Origin of the sequence: Mesorhizobium sp. L2C066B000 (assembly GCF_000502335.1) — a bacterium.
In the GTDB taxonomy this organism is placed as follows: Bacteria; Pseudomonadota; Alphaproteobacteria; order Rhizobiales; family Rhizobiaceae; genus Mesorhizobium.
This window is the reverse complement of sequence record NZ_AYWZ01000006.1, coordinates 18,883-38,263: the sequence shown is the minus strand read 5'-3', so window position 1 is coordinate 38,263 and position 19,381 is coordinate 18,883. Positions and strand designations below refer to the sequence as shown.

Sequence of the window (19,381 nt, the reverse complement as noted above, 5' to 3'; positions counted from 1 at the left end):
ATAGGCTTTAGAATTGTTGTGGAGTCTGAGATGGGGCGACGGATCGTGCTTGCGGTGCTGGGCGTCGTCATCATCCTTGTCTTGGCCCTCCTGCTTGGTCCGCGCGTTCCCGTCGACACAACAATCAGCTTCGACCCCAAAGTGATCGGCGACGATCCGCAAGCGTATATTGCGCGCGAAGAGGCTGCCGTGCCCAACGTTCGCGACGGGCTCGAGAAAGAAATCATCTGGGCCGATCCGATGGTTCACGCCAGGACGCCATTGGCGATCGTCTATATCCATGGCTTTTCGGCATCGAAGGGCGAGGTTCGCCCGCTGGCCGACGAGGTCGCCGACCAACTCGACGCCAACCTTTTCTACACCCGCCTCACCGGTCATGGGCAGGACGGCGCTGCTATGGCGCAAGGCAGCGTCAATGCCTGGATCAACGACTATGAGGAGGCGCTCGCCATCGGCCGAGCCATCGGCGACAAGGTGATCGTCATCGGCACCTCGACCGGTGGATCGCTGGCGGCATGGGCGGCGACTGAGCCTGGCGCATCGGACGGCGTCGCTGCAATCGCATTCATCTCGCCGAATTTTGGCATCAGGGCTTCAGGCGCCGAGCTGCTGACCATGCCCTGGGGCAGGCAGATCGCCGATTTCGTCGGCGGCAAGGAGCGCAGCTTTCCGACCCGCAACGCGCTGCACGAGAAACTCTGGACGCACACATATCCAATGGCAGCTGTGCTACCGATGGCGGCGCTGACCAACCTTGCCTACGCAGCGCCTGTGGAGAAGGCAACCATACCGGCGCTGTTCATCTTCTCGGATTCCGACAAGGTGGTGCGCCAGGATCGCACCCGCGAAATCGCCGGCCGCTGGGGCGCACCGCATGAACTGGTGCCCGTCGACGACAATGGCGATCCCGACGACCACGTCATTGCCGGCGACGCGCTGTCGCCCTCGACCACGGCTTTCCTGGCGCAGCGGATCGTCGTGTGGGTGAAGGCAATTACCGGGCAGCCCTAAACGAAAAGGACGGCCGAAGCATTGCCCCGGCCGTCCTCATATTCAATCGTCAGCAATCAAGCCAGGCTCGACGAGCCTGACCGGTTCGTCTGATCAGGCAGCCCGCGCAGCGGGCCGCTTGCCGCCGAAGCGGCGCTTGTTGTTGCCCTTGAAGGCCTTGGCGCCTTCCGGCTTGCGCTCGCTTGCACCCGCAAAGGCCGGCTTGTCACCAAAACGCTTCTTGGCGAAGCCGTTGTTCTGGCCACCGGGCCGCCTGCCGTCGCGACGGCCATTGCGGTCGTTGCGATCATTGGCGGGCTCGAAGCGCTCGTTCTTTTCGGCCGGATTGCGCACCGGATCCGGGCTGCCGAGATGGTCGGCAACGATCGGCAGCTTGCTGCGGATGATGCGCTCGACCTGACGCAGCTTGCTGTTTTCGGAAGGATCGCAAAGCGTGATGGCGATGCCGTCCATGCCGTTACGGCCGGTACGTCCGATGCGGTGGACATAGCTTTCGGCCTCATCCGGCAGGTCGAAATTCACCACATGGCTGATGCCGGGAACGTCGATGCCGCGCGCCGCGATGTCGGTCGCGACGAGAATGCGCACCGAACCCTCGCGGAAATCGTTGAGCGCCTTCTGGCGGGCGTTCTGCGACTTGTTGCCGTGGATGACGGCGGCCTTGAAGCCGTCGCGCTCGAGGTCCTTGGTCACCCGGTCGGCGCCATGCTTGGTGCGCGAGAAGATGATGACGGACTTCATTGCCTCGTCGGCGAGCATCGTCGACAGCACCTGGCGCTTCTGCTTGGTGCGGGCAAAGACGACGCCCTGCACGATCTCGGCGGCCGCGGTGCTCTGCGGCGCGACTTCGACGCGGATCGGGTTCTTCAACAGGCCCTTCGCCAGCTCGGCGATTTCGTTGGGCATGGTGGCCGAGAACAGCACCGTCTGACGGTCGGGCGCGGTCGCCTTGGCGATCCGCTTGACGTCGTTGATGAAGCCCATGTCGAGCATGCGGTCACCCTCGTCCAGCACCAGCCATTTGGTGTCGGAGAGAATGAGGTCGCCCTCGCGCACCAGGTCGGTCAGGCGGCCGGGCGTGGCGATCAGGATGTCGACGCCGGGCGCAACCTTCTTCACCTGGCTGAAGCGCGAGACGCCGCCAAGCACGAGAGCGGTTGAGACATGCGCGCCCTTGGCGAGGATCTTGATGGTGTCCTCGATCTGGACGGCGAGTTCGCGCGTCGGCGCCAGGATCAGCGCACGGGTGGTCTTGGCCCGGCGCTTGGTGCCGAGCGCGATGATCTTCGACAGGATCGGCAGCGCGAAGGCAGCGGTCTTGCCCGAGCCGGTCTGGGCGATGCCGAAGATATCACGGCCTTCCATCTGCGGCGGGATCGCCTGCGTCTGGATCGGCTTCGGCTCGGTGAAGCCGGCGCCATGCGTCGCCTTGAGCAGCGCGCCCGTGATCCCAAGAGCTGCGAAACCGGTGAGGTCCGCAGTGTTGCCGGTCGAGATCGCGTTACCGGCTGAGGTGTTTTCGTTGGTCAAAATAGTCTTCTTTCACGCGGTCTTGGCCGCAAACATCGATGGCGGCAGGGCGCAACCTGCCGTCGAGAAATTTGATATGAAACGACAAGGCGGGCGGACGGAAACGTCCACTCGGCTGCGCTGTCGTGCCCGCAGGCGTCATGCCACGGGGCTCTTTCGCCACTTCGTGATGTATCGGAAAGAGGGGCCGATATACCGGAAAGAGGGAAAACAGACGCAACCAGTCTCATTTGTCGAGAAGGCCGGAATCTCCCGGCCCAAGCGCCTATGGGCTGCATATGGCTGAGTTCGCCCCGGAATGCAAGGGGCGACATGTTGCAGCGCAATAATCGAGGCCGAAAGCGGCGCTTGCGCACGCCCGCAGCCATCATTACCACAAAGGCAGCTGCCATTTCTGGGGACCGAGCGATGAAGGACGTGCTGAAGGAACTCGAGCGCCGCCGCGAGATCGCCCGCATGGGCGGCGGCCAGGCCCGCATCGACGCCCAGCACAAGAAGGGCAAGCTCACCGCGCGCGAGCGCATCGATGTCTTTCTCGACGAAGGCTCGTTCGAGGAGTTCGACATGTATGTCGAGCATCGCTCGACCGACTTCGGCATGGAGAAAACCAAGATCGCCGGCGATGGTGTCGTCACCGGCTGGGGCACCGTCAATGGCCGTCCGGTCTATCTGTTCGCCAAGGACTTTACCGTCTTCGGCGGCTCGCTGTCGGAGGCTCACGCCGAAAAGGTCATCAAGGTGCAGGAGATGGCGCTACGCAACCGCGCGCCGATCATCGGCATCTACGACGCCGGCGGCGCCCGCATCCAGGAAGGCGTGGCGGCGCTAGGCGGCTATGCCGAGATTTTTCAGCGCAACGTGCTCGCATCCGGCGTCATTCCTCAGATTTCCGTGATCATGGGCCCGTGCGCCGGCGGCGACGTCTATTCGCCGGCCATGACCGACTTCATCTTCATGGTCCGCGACACCTCTTACATGTTCGTCACCGGGCCGGATGTGGTCAAAACGGTCACCAACGAGACGGTGACGGCCGAGAGCCTTGGCGGCGCGTCCGTCCACACGACCAAATCGTCGATTGCCGACGGCGCCTACGACAATGACGTCGAGGCGCTGTTGCAGATGCGCCGGCTGGTAGACCTTTTGCCCGCGTCAAATACGTCGGAGCTTCCTGAGATCGAGTGCTACCAGTCGGTCACCGACCATGATCTGTCGCTCGACCGGCTGATCCCAGACAACGCCAACAAGCCTTACGACATCAAGGAGCTGATCCTCAAAGTTGCCGATGAAGGCGATTTCTTCGAGATCCAGCAGAACTTTGCCAAGAACATCGTCACCGGTTTCGGCCGCGTCGAAGGCCGCACCGTCGGCTTCGTCGCCAACCAGCCGATGGTGCTGGCCGGCGTGCTCGATTCCGACGCAAGCCGCAAGGCGGCGCGCTTCGTGCGCTTCTGCGACTGTTTTTCCATTCCCATCGTCACCTTCGTCGACGTACCCGGCTTCCTGCCCGGCACCGCGCAGGAATATGGCGGCCTGATCAAGCATGGCGCGAAACTCCTGTTTGCCTACGCCGAGGCGACCGTGCCGAAAATCACGGTCATCACCCGCAAAGCCTATGGCGGCGCCTATGACGTGATGGCCTCAAAGCACCTGCGCGGCGATATGAACTATGCCTGGCCGACGGCGCAGATCGCGGTGATGGGGGCGAGAGGCGCGGTCGAGATCATCTACCGCAAGGATATTGGCGACGCCGAAAAGATCGCAGCTCACACAAAGGCTTACGAGGACCGTTTCCTGTCGCCCTTCGTCGCCGCCGAACGCGGCTATGTCGACGAGGTGATCATGCCGCATTCGACCCGCCGCCGCATTGCCCGGGCACTGCGCATGCTGCGCAACAAGGACATGCAGAACCCTTGGAAGAAGCACGACAACATCCCGTTGTAACATCCAATGTCGCGACTGATCATCAGCGCCGGTCGGCGGTTTGGCAGGTTCACGGTCCTGTTTTTCGTTGTTCCCGCTCTCATCGTCTTCTGCGTCTGGATGTCCCTGCTCGACAACCAACCAATCTGGTTTATCGCCAGCGGCTTCGTCGTCATGCCGATCGCCACCACGGCCTTGGCATTTCTGTTCGGCACATTGTTTGCGGGCTTCCGACGCAGCAAGATCAAAGGCGTCAGTGAAGCAGAAGCGCCCGGCCTGTGGGCGCTGTGGCGGAGCGTCGCCGGACCGCGCCGTGCTGCGCGCACGGTTGTCATACTAGAGGGCAACCTGAACGCCAGCGTGCGCGAGGAGCGCACGCTTCTCGGCCTTCTCGGCAATCGGCTGTTTCTAACCATTGGCATCCCTCTCCTCGCAGTGACCGATGAAAGAGCGCTTGCCGCGATCCTTGCCCATGAGGACGCGCATGTGCGCAACAAGGATACCAATGGCAGCCTCAATCTCGCTGAGTTCGAAAACGGTTTCGGATTTGTCTTCGAGTATGCCCCGCCCGGAACCACGATCACAGGCAGCCTGCTCCACGCCGCTATCGGCTGGCTGTCGCAATCGTTCGAGCGGGAAGAAATCCGGCTTTCGCGCGAAGCGGAGATCAAGGCAGATCGACACGCGGCATCCTCCGGCGACGCCGAGCACGCCGCACGCGCGCTGTTGCTTCTTGCCACGGCAGACGTGCATTTCGCGGAGACGGTCTATGACCCTTTGCAGCATGAATTGCGAGGTGCTTTGCGTCCGCCGCGACCGCCGCTCGAGCGCATGCTGGAAGCTGCCGGCCAGCTGCGAGAACCCATTTGCCTCAATGTTTGCGCCCGCAAGGCGTGGGCAAGCCCGGATGACGCAAAGTCCACCCATCCATCATTGGCTCAACGGCTGGCGGCGCTTGGCTACACGGAGCCGCCCGACCTGGACCCGATCGCCGTGACCGCGCTCTCGACGCTGCTGAACTCGAGCGTAGCACAGCGCCACATTTCGGAATTCGACACCAAATGGACTGCGCGGATGGAAGACTATCTCCAGCGCTGAACTGGTGGTCGCCCAACTCGCAGGCTCACTCCTCTTCCGCCGCCCCGAACCCCGCATCCCTGGGGGCGCTGGTCGCGCTCGCCCAGGGCGTCGCGTGATTATCGATGCGCATCTGGAAGATGAAATAGGTCGGCGAGCAGTAGCCGATGCCTTTCACCTTGGCAGCACCCGGCGTGTCCGGCGGCAGCGACTGGCACATATAGTCCTCGCGGCAGAAATGATCGGCCGAACATGCGGGACGGTTGCCGCGGTTGACCGCGCCGCCGAGGCACTGGTCGAAATTGTTGGTGGCGACGCAGGTGTCGAATTTCTTGCCGCCGACCATGCCGCAAATTTCCGATGGCATCGGCTTGCCCGTCTTGAATGCGGCGAAGCTGCGGTCCTTGTCGTCGCAGGCGCGATAAGCGATGCCTGCCGGTACGCCGATTTTCGGTGGCCGGCAGGTGTAGGCGGTCCGCGAAAAGGTCGGCGCAAAAGCAGCGAACTGGCCGGTGATCTTGTAGCGGTCGTTGAACGGCTGAGACGGGTTGCTGGCGATCGACCCGGTCAGGCAGGGATGGCCCGAAAACATCTTTGGACTGTCCGTGGGCAACAGACATTGCGCCAACGCGGTATGCACGCCTGAAGCCGTCGCGAGCGGCGTGCAGACGGTGCCGCCACCGCATTGCCAGGTCGCGCCGAAGCGTTTTGCATCATCCGGCATCAGGCACGGCATCGCGATCTCGGCCGGGGCGTAGTCGACATCGCCGGCATCGGTCCATGTCGCCGGCGGCGCGAAGGACAGCGGCCGGTAGCGGTTCGGCTCCTTGCCTTCTTCCGTCGCGCGCAGCCAGGCCTCACGTCGCGCAATCTCGGCATGGAGATGCGGCGAGATGCCGACCTCGATCCGGTTGAGAGGCGACGTCGTTTTGTCGTCGAGGCCGATGAAGTGAAAGCCGGCCGTCGAGCCCGCCTGGTGGCACCCCTGGCAGGCGCCATTGTCCAGCCGCTCGACCAGCGCCTCCGGTGTCCGCACCAGCTTTAGCGCCGCATAGTCCAAGCCGGCGAAATCCGCTGGCTGGAACAGCGGCGTGAACGGATGGTTGGCCCGTCTCGCGCTGCCGAAGGTCGACCACGAGATGATTTTCTTGGCCAGGAATTCGTCGGGGATTTCGTAGACGCCGAGATCGACGGCCGCGACATTGGCGCTGACGTAGTCGGCGAGCCCTTTCTTCAGTGCGGCATCATCCGAGAGCCGCGCAACGTCAGGCGTATTCTCCAGCGGCTTCTCGCTGATGGCAGCGCCATCGATACCGAAGATCCGCATCAGATAGGCCGCCTGCCCGCCGAATTCGGTCTCCTGTCCCGAGGGAAAACGCACCACCTGCGCATTGAGTTCAAGCTGCTTGAACGTCAGTTCCTCCGGTGCCAGCGAACCGCCGGCCAGCCAGCCGGCATCGACGTTTTCGTCGATCTGCGGTGTCCAGCGCCCGGCAACGCCGACGCAGCCGCCATCGGCATCCGGCGCCACGCTGTAGACGGCGTTGAAATTGAATGGCAGCCGCGATGCCAAAACCTTGCCGTTCTTGCGGAAACTGTAGGCCAGGCGATAGATGAAGCGCACCTCGCCACAGCTCTTGTCGCCAGCCAAAACATTGAAATCGCGCCGGTCGAGCCGGTTGACGACGCCGACCAGGCGGAAGCGCGCGGCCTCGGTCTTCAGCCAGCGCATATCCATGATGCGGCCGACATTGCCGTCGGTCACCTCGTAGAGCGTGCGCCCGCCGGCCTTTATCTCGGCCCGCAGCGCGGCAATATCGGCCGCAACCATGTCGACAACAGCACGATAGGCCGGCGCCTCACTGTAGAGCGTCTTCAGATCGTCCGCGCCGTCGACGGCGAAAATGCGGGCGAAGCCAAAACCCTTGGCATCGAGGGCGGCGAGCACCGCCGGATCGTCGACGATGGTCACGGGCTCTTGAGCACGCACGCCATGTGACGCGAACAGCGCGATGATGGCCGCAACGACGAACGCGAAATGCTTCATCTGATCGCCACCTTCTGCCGTGCATCGACCAGTTCACGCAGCACCGGCACCAGTGCCAGCGGGAGATCCTCGGCGATAAGACCCGGTCCAAAGCGGCTGCCGGCCTCGGCGTGTATCCAGACCGCTGCGCAGGCGGCCTCGAATGCCTGCATGCCCTGCGCCAGCAGCGCGGCGACAATGCCCGCCAGCACGTCGCCGGAACCAGCGGTGGCGAGCCATGGTGCACCATTGGCGTTGATCACCGCGCGGCCGTCCGGCGCCGCGATGACGGTGTCGTCGCCCTTGTAGACCATGATGGCGTTGGCTCGTTCAGCGGCTGCGCGCGCCTTGGCGAGTTTCGACTGCTTCTTGTCCTTCGCGATGTCGGGAAAAAGTCTGGCGAATTCGCCTTCATGCGGCGTCAGCACCAATACCGGCCCCAACGGGAGCAGCGCGGCGTCGAACAGGGCCTGAGGCTGATGCGCCAATGACGTGATGGCGTCAGCATCCAAGACAATGGCAGGGCGCTGAATTCCGAATGAACTCGTCGACGTGCGGTTTAGGTCAGCGACCGTCGCGATCAATTGCAACGCGAAATCCCCCACTTTGGGTTTCGGCCCGAGCCCTGGTCCGAACACAAGTACTTCGGGGTGCCTCGCCGACAAAAATTCCTGCACTTCCTCCATCGAACCGGCCTCGCGCAGCATGATCGATGTCAGATGCGCGGCGTTTACCTGCATGGCATTTTCAGGCGAGAGCACGGTCACCGCCCCTGCCCCGGCTCTGGCTGCAGCCATCGCCGACAGCCGCGCCGCACCTGTCGCGCTCGGCCCGCCGGAAAAGACGCTGACGTGGCCGCGCTTATACTTATGTGTATCGACCGCCGTTTTCGGAAAACTGTATAGCCAGAAGTCAGGCGTGTTCTCGAACGTCTTGATCTTGAACTCATCGACGATCGCATCCGGAATGCCGATATCGGCGATGATGATCTCGCCGCAGAGGCTGCGCCCCGGCATCAGCAGATGGCCGGGCTTTTTCCGCACGAACGTCACCGTCACGTCGGCCTTGAAATAAGCGTTGCTCAAGCCGGTCTCGCCCGACACACCAGAAGGCAGATCGATTGACACCACAGGCACGCGCTCCGCCGCGGCCAATCCTGAGACGGCAGAGGCATGCAGGGATATCTTCTTCGACAATCCCGCACCATAGAGCGCGTCCACGACGACTTCACCCGGTTCCGGGTAGCAGTGTCCGATGTGCTCGACCGGCAGATTGCAGGCCTCGGAAGCTCGCGCCGCATCACTCCCGGGCTTCTGCTTGCCTTCGGCCCAGAGCGCCACATTCACACCAGCCTCGGCCAGCAACCGCGCTACAACATAGCCGTCGCCACCATTGTTGCCGGGGCCGCACAGCACGTGCACGCGGCTTGCTGCGGGATAGCGTGCCAGGACCACAGCAGCGACCGCTTCGCCGGCGCGCTGCATCAGGCCATAGCCGTCGAGCGGACCGGCCGCGATCGCCAGCCGGTCGGCCTCGCCCATCTCGGCCGGCGACAGGACTTCATTGCTCATGGATTGCCGATCCCGCATTTCGTTCAAGGCCGACCCCTTTGTCCCTATCGAGCATTGTCCAGTTTCGGATTCGAAGCAAACGGCCAGGTGCTGCGTTGGCGTGCGGCCAATCCTTTCGCAGACTGGTGCCACGGATCCGCGCGGGCCTGCAAAATGCGCAATCTGCCTAATTATCGTGCAGACGCCCGAAGCGGCAATGTGTAGGCTTCGGGCAGCTTTGCCGCAGCCGAAGCAGAGGATGACGCGAATGTGCATCCCGGCGCGGCGCGGCATTGGAATTGCGCGAAACCGCTTCGCGTGGGCTGAAATTGGCACGGTTCGTGCTTGATGGAGGCGCAAGCGGGGCGCACAACCCGTTTTTTTGGCAGTGGAGGCCACTTTTTACATGAAAAAGATCGAAGCGATCATCAAGCCGTTCAAGCTAGACGAAGTGAAGGAAGCGCTTCAGGAGGCCGGTCTGCAAGGCATTACCGTGACCGAGGCCAAGGGCTTTGGCCGCCAGAAAGGCCATACCGAACTCTATCGCGGCGCCGAATATGTCGTCGACTTCCTGCCCAAGGTGAAGATCGAAGTCGTGCTGGGCGACGACGCCGTCGAAGGCGCCATCGAAGCCATCCGCAAGGCGGCGCAGACCGGCCGCATCGGCGACGGCAAGATCTTCGTCTCCAACATCGAGGAGGTCGTTCGCATCCGCACCGGCGAAACGGGGATGGACGCCGTCTGAGCTTTCTGATTTCAGATTAACGTCTCCTCGAAACGTCATCACACAGGGAAGAAACGACATGACGACAGCCAAAGACATCATGAAGCAGATCAAGGACAACGACGTGAAATTCGTCGACCTGCGCTTCACCGATCCGAAGGGCAAGCTGCAGCACGTGACGATGGATGTCATCGAGGTCGAGGAAGACATGTTCGCCGACGGCGTCATGTTCGACGGCTCCTCGATCGCCGGCTGGAAGGCGATCAACGAGTCCGACATGGTGCTGATGCCCGATGCGGACACCGTCCACATGGATCCGTTCTTCGCCCAGTCGACCATGGTCATCCTGTGCGACATTCTCGATCCGGTCTCCGGCGAATCCTACAACCGCGATCCGCGCGGCACTGCCAAGAAGGCCGAGGCCTACATGAAGGCCGAAGGCATCGGCGACACCATCTATGTCGGCCCCGAAGCCGAGTTCTTCGTCTTCGACGACGTCAAGTACAAGGCCGATCCCTACAACACCGGGTTCAAGCTGGACTCGACCGAACTTCCGTCCAATGACGACACCGACTACGAGACCGGCAATCTCGGCCACCGCCCGCGCGTCAAGGGCGGCTACTTCCCTGTGCCGCCGATCGACAGCGCGCAGGACATGCGCTCCGAAATGCTGACCGTGCTCGCCGAAATGGGCGTGCGCGTCGAAAAACACCATCACGAGGTTGCCGCTGCCCAGCACGAGCTCGGCATCAAGTTCGACACGCTGGTCCGCAACGCCGACAAGATGCTGATCTACAAATATGTCGTGCACCAGGTCGCCAACGCCTATGGCAAGACGGCCACCTTCATGCCGAAGCCGATTTTCGGCGACAACGGCTCGGGCATGCACGTCCACCAGTCGATCTGGAAGAACGGCAAGCCGACCTTCGCCGGCAATGAATATGCCGGCCTGTCGGAGTCGTGCCTGTTCTACATCGGCGGCATCATCAAGCACGCCAAGGCCATCAACGCCTTCACCAACCCGCTGACCAACTCCTACAAGCGCCTTGTGCCTGGCTATGAAGCCCCGGTGCTGCTCGCCTACTCCGCGCGCAACCGTTCGGCCTCCTGCCGCATTCCGTTCGGCTCGTCGCCGAAAGCCAAGCGCGTCGAGGTCCGCTTCCCCGATCCGGGCGCGAACCCCTACCTCGCTTTCGCCGCCATGCTGATGGCCGGCCTCGACGGCATCAAGAACAAGATCCACCCGGGACAGCCGATGGACAAGGATCTTTACGATCTGCCGCCGAAGGAACTGAAGAAGATTCCGACCGTCTGCGGTTCGCTGCGCGAAGCGCTGCAAAGCTTGGACAAGGACCGCGGCTTCCTGAAAGCCGGCGGCGTCTTCGACGACGACCAGATCGACAGCTATATCGAGCTCAAGATGGCCGAAGTGATGCGCTTCGAAATGACCCCGCATCCGGTCGAATACGACATGTACTATTCGGTCTGAACGATAAGCCTCAGCGACAAGGAAAAACCCCGGTCGTCAGTTCAGACGCCGGGGTTTTTGTTTGACCAATAGCAGACCGTAGACGTGGTAGCAGCAGGCTACGGCGCAGGCTTACGAAGCCTGCGCCGCTATAGATGCTTAGGCAGCCGCCGAAACCTGCGCGCTGGTCGAAACCTCCGCGATGGTCTTCAGGATCTGCGAAGCGATCTGGTAGGGGTCGCCTTGCGAGTTCGGACGGCGGTCTTCCAGGTAACCCTTGTAGTCATTGTTGACGAAGGAATGCGGCACGCGGATCGAGGCGCCTCGGTCGGCGATGCCGTAGCTGAAGCGGTTCCACGGAGCGGTCTCATGCTTGCCGGTCAGGCGCTTGTCGTTGTCCGGGCCGTAGACGGCGATGTGGTCCATCAGGTTCTTGTCGAATTGAGCCATCAGCGCTTCAAAATAGGCCTTGCCGCCGACTTCGCGCATATAGGCGGTCGAGAAGTTGGCGTGCATGCCCGAGCCGTTCCAGTCGGTGTCGCCGAGCGGCTTGCAGTGATACTCGATGTCGATCTCGTATTTTTCGGTCAGGCGCTGCAAGAGATAGCGGGCCATCCACATCTGGTCGGCGGCCTTCTTGGAGCCCTTGCCGAAAATCTGGAATTCCCACTGGCCCTTCGCCACTTCGGCGTTGATGCCTTCATGGTTGATGCCTGCTGCGAGGCAGAGGTCGAGATGCTCCTCGACGATCTGGCGCGCGATCGGGCCGACATTCGAATAGCCGACGCCGGTGTAGTACGGGCCCTGCGGCGCCGGATAGCCGCTCTCGGGGAAGCCGAGCGGACGGCCGTCCTTGTAGAAGAAATACTCCTGCTCGAAGCCGAACCAGGCGCCCTCGTCGTCGAGGATGGTGGCGCGCTTGTTGGACACATGCGGCGTCACGCCATCGGGCATCATCACTTCGCACATCACCAGCACGCCATTGCTGCGGGCCGGGTCCGGGAATACGGCCACCGGCTTCAGCACGCAGTCGGAGCTGTGGCCTTCGGCCTGCTGCGTCGAAGAACCGTCGAAGCCCCACAGCGGCAGCTGCTCGAGCGTCGGGAACTCGGCGAACTCCTTGACCTGGGTCTTGCCGCGAAGGTTGGGGACCGGCGTGTAACCATCGAGCCAGATATACTCGAGCTTGTATTTCGTCATTCTAGAGCCTCTCGTTGCTTGATCACCGAACCTGGATGACGCCGGCGCGCCGAGCCATCCAGCAGCCCAGCTGCCGGTCGATAAAATGCAAATCGTGTGCCACTTCAGTTGGTCAGGGTGCGGCAAAAATGCCCTTTTATCCCGCCGGTGATGGCAAGCCGCCTAAGCAATGCGCCCGGATCAATCAAAGGCAGAATTTGCTTAAATAACAGGCAAATGGCGATCTTTCTTTAGGCATCTTGCCTAAAAGGATTGCAGGACCTACCTTGATGGAAAGATGAATCGAAGAGCCTCTCCAGAAGAAAGGAGACCGACCATGGAAATCACCTCAGCCCGTCCGTCGGCCAAAATCCTGATGTTCCCGGCGGCATCGCGTGCATCTGCCTCAAATTTAGGCGTAAAGGCCAAGTTTGCGGCAGAGCTTGCTTCGCTGCGCGATTACCCGCTTGCCCATGGCGAGGCCTGGTATCATGAGGCCGCCATTGCGGACGCCGAACAGCCTCGCAAGAGCTAGGCGTCTTTCGCGCTGATAGATCGAACAGGCCACAAATGAAAAACCCGGCGCGATCGCTCGCGCCGGGTTTTTTGTTTGATACAGAGCCGTCGGCTACTGCTTGGTATGCAGGTCGGTGCCGAGCGTATCCCTGACGAAGATCATGCCGATGATCAGCGTCACCGCCGCGATCACCACCGGATACCAAAGGCCGTAATAGATATCGCCCTTGTAGGCGCTGAACGCGAAAACGATCGCGGGCAGCAGGCCGCCGAACCAGCCATTGCCGATGTGATAGGGCAGCGACATGCCGCTGTAGCGGATGCGGGTCGGGAACATCTCGACAAGGATCGCGGCGATCGGCCCGTAGACCATGGTCACATAGAGGACCAGGATGAACAGGATGCCGATGACCTTGGCCCAGTTGACCTGTGCGGGGTCGGCAAACATCGCGAACGCGCCCGCTGCCGGAACGCTGTAGACGGTCACCTCGGTGGCGCCCGCGGCCTCATCCTTGGTCAGCACCTTGTCCTTGATCGCCTGTTCGGTCGGGACCGCGGTCTTTTCGCCGGCGCGGATGGCTGCCGCATCGAGCTTCAGTTCAGGATTGGCCGCAACAAAGGCGTCGAGCTTCTGGTCGGCAACCTTGGCGGCAGCGCGCTTCAACGGGTAACCGCCACCCTGAAGCGCGAGGTTGATACCCTTCTTGAAGGCAGCGTCGCTTGCAGCCTTCTTGTCGCCCGCGGCCTTGGCATCATAAGACGCCACGGTTTCGCTGCCGATCATGACACTCGCCGGGGTCCCCGCCGCCGCGGTAGAGACGATGTCGTAAGGCACCGAGTTCTTGGCAAGGAAATCGGTCGCGATATCGCACGAACTGACCGGTACGCGCGTGCCGGTCGGGTTGAACTGGAAGTTGCAGTCTCCCGGAGCCGCCGTCACCGTGGCGCGCGTGTTCTGCTGTGCGGTGGCGAGCGCCGGATTGGCGGCCCAGGTCAACGCCTTGAACAGCGGGAAGGTGGTGACGACCGCCAGCGCAAGACCGGCCATGATGATCGGCTTGCGGCCGATCTTGTCGGACAGCCAGCCGAAGAAGACGAAGAAGCCCGTGCCGAGTGCCAGCGCAATGGCGATCATGATGTTGACCGACTGCGCGTCGACCTTGAGCACATTGGCCAGGAAGAACAGTGCATAGAACTGCCCATTGTACCAGACCACGGCCTGACCGGCGGTGAGGCCGAACAGCGCCAGGATGGCGATCTTGGCGTTTTTCCACTGGCCGAAGGCTTCCGACAGCGGCGCCTTGGAACTCTTGCCCTCCTCCTTCATGCGCAGGAAGGTCGGCGATTCCGAAAGCGACAGCCGGATCCAGACCGAAATGCCGAGCAGGATAGCCGAGACCAGGAAAGGAATGCGCCATCCCCAGGCGTTGAAGGCGTCCTTGCTTACAGAATTCTGCACCAGCAGGATGACGATCAGCGACAGGAACAGGCCGAGCGTCGCCGTCGTCTGGATCCATGACGTGTAGAAGCCGCGACGGTCATCCGGCGCATGTTCCGCGACATAGGTCGCGGCGCCGCCGTACTCACCGCCAAGCGCCAGGCCCTGCAGCATGCGCAGCGCGATCAACAGGATCGGCGCAAGAATGCCCAGTGTCTCTGAGCCCGGAAGCAGGCCGACAAGGAAAGTCGACAGACCCATGATCATGATGGTGACAAGGAATGTATATTTGCGGCCGACGAGATCGCCGATGCGGCCGAACACCAGCGCGCCGAATGGGCGCACGATGAAGCCGGCGGCGAAGACCAGCAGCGTGAAGATATAGCGGGTGCTTTCGGGAAACGAGTTGAAGAAGGTCAAGCCGATCGCGCCGGCCAACGCTCCGTAGAGATAGAAATCATACCATTCGAAAACCGCGCCCAGCGAGGAGGCGAAGATGACCTTCTTCTCCTCTCGTGTCATGCTGCGGCTGGCTCCGCCGGCGGTCGATGCCAATGCCATTGAACTGTCCTCCCGTGAATCGTCTGCCTTCGACGCTGGGCGTCATCGTCGGCGTTCCCTCTGAACCCGACTCAAACCAGCCATCAGCGTAAAAAATGACAGAAAGCGATCGCCGGAGGCAGACAGACCTTGGATTTATGACTTTGGTATTAGGTGCAGTGCGGCAAAAGGCCGAGGATCAGGTCTTCAGCGCATCGAGCAGGCCGATGGCCGCCATCATGTCGCGTTTGCGGGCCGAGCGGCGTGCGACAGCCTCGGCGTCCTGGCCCCAGTGCTCGACCTGCCAGTCCTCGTCGACATGGCCGGCGGCCCAGGCCGCGTCGCCGTCGAGCGCGCCGTAATCGACCGCCAGCGCCAGCAGCGCCGACCCGGTCAGCGAAGTCATGACATGGATTGCGGCCAGCCGCAGCGGCTCGGCACGCTGGGCAAGATGGGCGCCGAGGACGGCGAGGCTTTCGCGCGGCTGCTCGACATGGATGATGCCCTCGGCGAGGTTGAACCGAGCCCCTAATGTCGCCCTCGCCCAGTCGATCACCGGATCCCAATGCTGGTTCTGCCGCTCGACCAGCCCCTGCGGCGCGTCGGCGCGGTAGCAGGTCAGATCGGACGAGGCGAAGCGCAAGACGTCCTCCAGCACCGCCTGCGGGTCGCTGGCGACGCCGTCGATGGCGGTGTTGACCAGACGCAGCACCGGCATCGTGACCGGGTCGATGGTCTCGCCCTGTGCAGCGAACTCATTGGCGACCAGGGCGGCGGCCTTTTCGGTCGGCAGCGCCAGCAGCGCCTTGCCCGGCGTGCGCACCGGCTTGCCATCGAGGTGGACGGCAAAACCGTCCTCCACAGCTACGACCGACACGTCCTTGTAGAAGCGCTTCGGCAGGTGCGTCTTCATCTGGATCTGCGCGCGGCGGACCGGATCCGGATCGGACAGATGCTTTCCCGCTTCGAGGTCGTTGAGGATGTCACGCATGGTCGAACTTTCTATCCAGGTACCTGCTTGCGCGCCGGCCGGTTGACGATGATCAGGCCGACAGCGATCAGCCCAAGCGCCACAAAGATCCTGGTCGTCGGCGCCTCGCCCAGAATGATAGCGCCGCAGAGGACGCCGAACACCGGCGACAGGAAAGCGAAGCTCGACAGGGCCGATGCCGGATAGCGCCTGAGCAGCCAGAACCACAGCACATAGGTGAAGGCAACTATATAGAGCGACTGGAACAGCAGCGCCAATGCCGGCAAGGCACTGACCGCGCGGATCGGCGGGCCGGCGAAAGGCAGAACCAGGACACCGACAATGGCCGCACCGGCCAGCTGATAAAGCAGCAATTTCTCGGCACTGGTCTCGACCAGTTTCGAACGCTTGATGACGATACTGGTCGCCGCCCACAGGATACCGGAGCCGAGGCTGAGCAGATCGCCCATCAAGGTCACGTCGGTGCCGCCGGCAATCCCGTCGGAAAACACCGCCACCAGGCCGCAGAAGGCGAGAACGAGCCCGCCAAGCTTGCGCGCGTTGATACGCTCACCGAGCAGGAAATGGCCGCCGACCAGGACCCAGAACGGCATGGTGTTGACCAGCAGTGTGTTGCGGGCAACGGTCGTGTATTCCAGCCCGATATAGAGGCACAGGAACTCGACGCCGAACAGCACGCCGACGATGATGCCGGCGACAAGCGACCCGTCGGCCTTAAACAGCCTGATGCCGCGCAGCCAGCACCAGCCGAGCACACAGAGCCCGCCGATGATCGAACGTGCGATCGAGACGAAAACCGGATCGAAGCCGGCATAGGAGATCTTGGCAGCGACGTAGTTCAGTCCCCAGGAAAAGGTCAGCCCGACCATGATGGAAGCAGCCGCCAGATCGACCGCATCGCGGCGATCCAATGCCGAGGCAACGGCCAATGTCAGTCCTCCGCGCTGGCGTCGTCGAAGCCGATCAGGTTCCAGCTCTGGCGCATATGCGGCGGCATCGGTGCGGTGACGTCGATGACGCCCTTATCCGGGTGCGGAATGACGATGCGGCGCGCATGCAGATGCAGGCGGTTCTGAATGCCGCCCGGAAAGTCCCAGTTGGTGTCGGCCTCGAAATATTTGGGATCGCCGAGGATCGGGCAGCCGATATAGGCGGCATGAACGCGCAGCTGGTGGGTGCGGCCAGTGTACGGCTCCATTTCCAGCCAGGTCATCGTCTGAGCCGCCTGCTCGATGATGCGATAGTAGGACACGGCGTGGTCGGCGCCCTTTTCGCCATGGGCTGCCACGCGCACGCGGTCGCCGTCCTCGGTCGGCTCCTTGATCAGCCAGGTCGAGATCTTGTCCTCGCGCTTGGGCGGGACACCCTTGACCAGCGCCCAATAGGTCTTCTTGGTCTCACGCGCCCGGAATGACTCGGAAAGCTTCATCGCCGCAAGCCTGGTGCGGGCAACCACCAGCACGCCCGATGTGTCGCGGTCGAGCCGGTGCACCAGGCGCGGCTTCTCGCCCTTCTGGCTGCGCCAGGCCTCCAGCATGTCGTCGACATTGCGGGTGACGCCCGAGCCGCCTTGCACCGCCAGGCCCGCCGGCTTGTTGAAGACGAAGACTTTTGGATCTTCGTGGATCAGCATCTTGGCCAGCACATCCGCGTCGCCCTGGTTGCGGATCGAGTAGCCCGTAAGCGCACTCTCGCCCTTCTTGTCGACCTCGAGCGGCGGCACACGCACCACCTGACCGGCCTCGACACGGCTGTCGGCCTTGACCCGGCCGCCATCGACGCGGATCTGGCCCGAGCGCAGCAGCTTCTGCAGATGGCCAAAGCCGAGGCCGGGGAAATGGGTCTTGAACCAGCGATCGAGCCGCATGCCCGCCTCGCCGGCCTCCACCGTGATCTGTTCTACGCCTGCCATGATTTTCGCTTTATCCGTTTCTAACGCGTGACCCCGAAAATCTACTCCGGCTTTCGGAAAGGATCATGCGCAAGATCAAAGTTTCTGCAGCGCGTCCAGAGGATGCGGCGTGCTCCAGGTCGGGGCAATAACACTATGAAACGGTTCTTGCGAGCCAAAGTCCCAGAAACAGGGCGATAATGGCGCCAACGACGCTGGCAAGCGCATATCCCAACGCCGTCAGCGTCGCTCCGCGCTCCCACAGGGTCGCGAAATCGAGCGAAAAGGCGGAGAAGGTGGTGAAGCCGCCAAGGATGCCTGTGGCGACGAACAGCCGGAGCTCATTGGAACCGCCGCGCCGCATCAGCGCGGCGACGAACAGCCCCATAACAAAGGAGCCGAGGATGTTGATCGCCATTGTCCCCCAGGGGTAGTTGGGGCCGACGAGGCGCAAGGCGCCGATGTTGGTCAGGTGGCGGATGCCGGCGCCGATGCCGCCGCCGACCACAACAAGAAGCAGATTGAACATGCCTGTTTACTGCCCGGCCAAGGCAGTGCGGTCAATCCCTTCAGGCTAACGCCTCAGGTCGTCTCGACCTTCTTTGCCTTGCTCGAGCCGATCATCTTCCAGTTCTTGTAGAACATGGAATTGATGCGCTCGACGGTGACCGAAACGATGGCGAGAAGTCCGGCGATGAAGCCGGGGAACGGCGACGGGCGGATTATGTCCATGAACACGCAGTAGCGGCGTCCGTCATACTCGTTGACCGAGCGGTGCAGCAGCGTGTCGTCGAAAATATAGAGCGGGTTGTCGTGCCAGTAATTCCTGGCGCCGTTGCATTCGACGAAAACCTCTGCCTTCACCGGCAAGAGATTGTAGAGGATGCGCAGGCTGAGCCGGAGCGGTCCGAAATGCCAGGAAGTCGATTCCTTGCCTCTGAAGACAGATACGGCAATGGTCTTGATGTATTTGAAATCCTTGTTGAATTCCGCGACATTGTCGATCCGGTGCTTGCCGTACCACTGATAGACATACATGCCGCGACGACCGGTGCCGAAATTGGCGTCGATATCGGCGATGATCTCGTCCTTGCGCGCCTTGAAGACGTCAAGAACCTCGTTGACCTCGCGCTGATAATCGGCGGGAAACTGCTCCAGCTTCCACACGCCCGGGTTCCTGTAGCAAACGAGGTCCACCAGCAGATTGAAGGGCGACAGCAGCCAGGTGAAGATGCCATTGCCGAGGAAATAGCCGCGCAACAGCGACAGATCCTTGTTGGCGTTGCGCAGCACATCGATCAGGCCGCAGACGATCCAGATCGTGGTCAGGATCGGAATGAAATAGAATCCGAGCGCGAGCAGCGGGACAGCAATCACAGCCTGGCGAAGCATTTTGCGAAAGGATTTTGTCATTTTCTGTTCGCGCGGCGCGCTGTCCCCGTTCCGAATTATCGCCCGTCCTGGCAGCCTCCCGGCCGAGTCATGCGACGTGATAGGGCTTTTTGTCATGCGGTACAATC

16 protein-coding genes are annotated in these 19,381 nt (G+C 62.1%); 6 read left to right on the top strand and 10 right to left on the bottom strand.

Translation table 11 applies throughout. From position 1 onward, the window contains the following. The first annotated feature begins 30 nt into the window (after nt 1-30). A complete protein-coding gene (locus X733_RS150390; protein WP_023698794.1) occupies nt 31-1,011 on the top strand; it encodes an alpha/beta fold hydrolase in 981 nt (326 codons plus the stop codon). Nucleotides 1,012-1,104: 93 nt separating this feature from the next. Here X733_RS150390 and X733_RS150395 read toward each other — a convergent pair whose 3' ends face one another. Continuing rightward, nucleotides 1,105-2,508, bottom strand: coding sequence for a DEAD/DEAH box helicase (locus X733_RS150395; RefSeq protein ID WP_023738893.1), 1,404 nt, complete (start codon nt 2,506-2,508; stop codon nt 1,105-1,107). Nucleotides 2,509-2,949: 441 nt separating this feature from the next. Between X733_RS150395 and X733_RS150400 the strand changes: the two genes are divergently transcribed. Both X733_RS150400 and X733_RS150405 read left to right on the top strand, forming a co-directional pair. Then, nucleotides 2,950-4,482, top strand: a complete 1,533-nt coding sequence (locus X733_RS150400) for an acyl-CoA carboxylase subunit beta (protein WP_023682585.1) — start codon at nt 2,950-2,952, stop codon at nt 4,480-4,482. Between the two features lie 6 nt (nt 4,483-4,488). Continuing rightward, on the top strand, nt 4,489-5,559 hold the full coding sequence (locus X733_RS150405; protein WP_023818865.1) for a M48 family metallopeptidase: 1,071 nt from the start codon (nt 4,489-4,491) through the stop codon (nt 5,557-5,559). A 25-nt stretch (nt 5,560-5,584) separates the two neighbouring features. Here the strand turns inward: X733_RS150405 and X733_RS150410 are convergent, their stop codons facing one another. After that, nucleotides 5,585-7,585, bottom strand: a complete 2,001-nt coding sequence (locus tag X733_RS150410; RefSeq protein ID WP_023818864.1) for a hypothetical protein — start codon at nt 7,583-7,585, stop codon at nt 5,585-5,587. Next, nucleotides 7,582-9,135: a bifunctional ADP-dependent NAD(P)H-hydrate dehydratase/NAD(P)H-hydrate epimerase gene (locus X733_RS150415; RefSeq protein ID WP_023818863.1), complete on the bottom strand. Its 1,554-nt coding sequence runs from the start codon at nt 9,133-9,135 to the stop codon at nt 7,582-7,584. Before X733_RS150415 ends, X733_RS150410 begins: the two co-directional genes overlap by 4 nt. Before the next feature lie 385 nt (nt 9,136-9,520). Here X733_RS150415 and X733_RS150420 point away from each other — a divergent pair, with 385 nt between their 5' ends. Both X733_RS150420 and glnA read left to right on the top strand, forming a co-directional pair. Beyond that, nucleotides 9,521-9,859, top strand: coding sequence for a P-II family nitrogen regulator (locus X733_RS150420; protein WP_006205430.1), 339 nt, complete (start codon nt 9,521-9,523; stop codon nt 9,857-9,859). 58 nt (nt 9,860-9,917) lie between these two features. Next, complete coding sequence (glnA, locus tag X733_RS150425; protein ID WP_023672775.1) at nt 9,918-11,327, top strand: type I glutamate--ammonia ligase; 1,410 nt, start codon at nt 9,918-9,920, stop codon at nt 11,325-11,327. 138 nt (nt 11,328-11,465) lie between these two features. Here glnA and X733_RS150430 read toward each other — a convergent pair whose 3' ends face one another. Further along, nucleotides 11,466-12,506 carry a glutamine synthetase beta-grasp domain-containing protein gene (locus tag X733_RS150430; RefSeq protein WP_023688423.1) on the bottom strand — a complete coding sequence of 347 codons (1,041 nt, stop codon included), beginning with the start codon at nt 12,504-12,506 and terminating at the stop codon, nt 11,466-11,468. Between the two features lie 316 nt (nt 12,507-12,822). Between X733_RS150430 and X733_RS150435 the strand changes: the two genes are divergently transcribed. Next, on the top strand, nt 12,823-13,020 hold the full coding sequence (locus X733_RS150435; RefSeq protein ID WP_023818862.1) for a DUF2735 domain-containing protein: 198 nt from the start codon (nt 12,823-12,825) through the stop codon (nt 13,018-13,020). A 93-nt stretch (nt 13,021-13,113) separates the two neighbouring features. Here X733_RS150435 and X733_RS150440 read toward each other — a convergent pair whose 3' ends face one another. From X733_RS150440 to X733_RS150465, 6 genes are all read right to left on the bottom strand, one after another. Further along, nucleotides 13,114-15,000 (bottom strand): MFS transporter, encoded by a 1,887-nt coding sequence (locus X733_RS150440; protein WP_023818861.1) that lies wholly within the window; start codon nt 14,998-15,000, stop codon nt 13,114-13,116. 178 nt (nt 15,001-15,178) lie between these two features. Then, nucleotides 15,179-15,970, bottom strand: a complete 792-nt coding sequence (locus tag X733_RS150445; protein ID WP_023818860.1) for an ATP12 family chaperone protein — start codon at nt 15,968-15,970, stop codon at nt 15,179-15,181. A gap of 11 nt (nt 15,971-15,981) precedes the next feature. Further along, nucleotides 15,982-16,899: a DMT family transporter gene (locus tag X733_RS150450; protein WP_023818859.1), complete on the bottom strand. Its 918-nt coding sequence runs from the start codon at nt 16,897-16,899 to the stop codon at nt 15,982-15,984. Between the two features lie 2 nt (nt 16,900-16,901). Further along, complete coding sequence (locus X733_RS150455) at nt 16,902-17,882, bottom strand: RluA family pseudouridine synthase (protein ID WP_023818858.1); 981 nt, start codon at nt 17,880-17,882, stop codon at nt 16,902-16,904. A gap of 133 nt (nt 17,883-18,015) precedes the next feature. Further along, entirely contained in the window at nt 18,016-18,390 is a 375-nt protein-coding gene (gene crcB, locus X733_RS150460) for a fluoride efflux transporter CrcB (protein WP_023682593.1), read from the bottom strand. A 53-nt stretch (nt 18,391-18,443) separates the two neighbouring features. Further along, on the bottom strand, nt 18,444-19,274 hold the full coding sequence (locus tag X733_RS150465; RefSeq protein WP_023818857.1) for an aspartyl/asparaginyl beta-hydroxylase domain-containing protein: 831 nt from the start codon (nt 19,272-19,274) through the stop codon (nt 18,444-18,446). Nucleotides 19,275-19,381 lie beyond the last annotated feature (107 nt).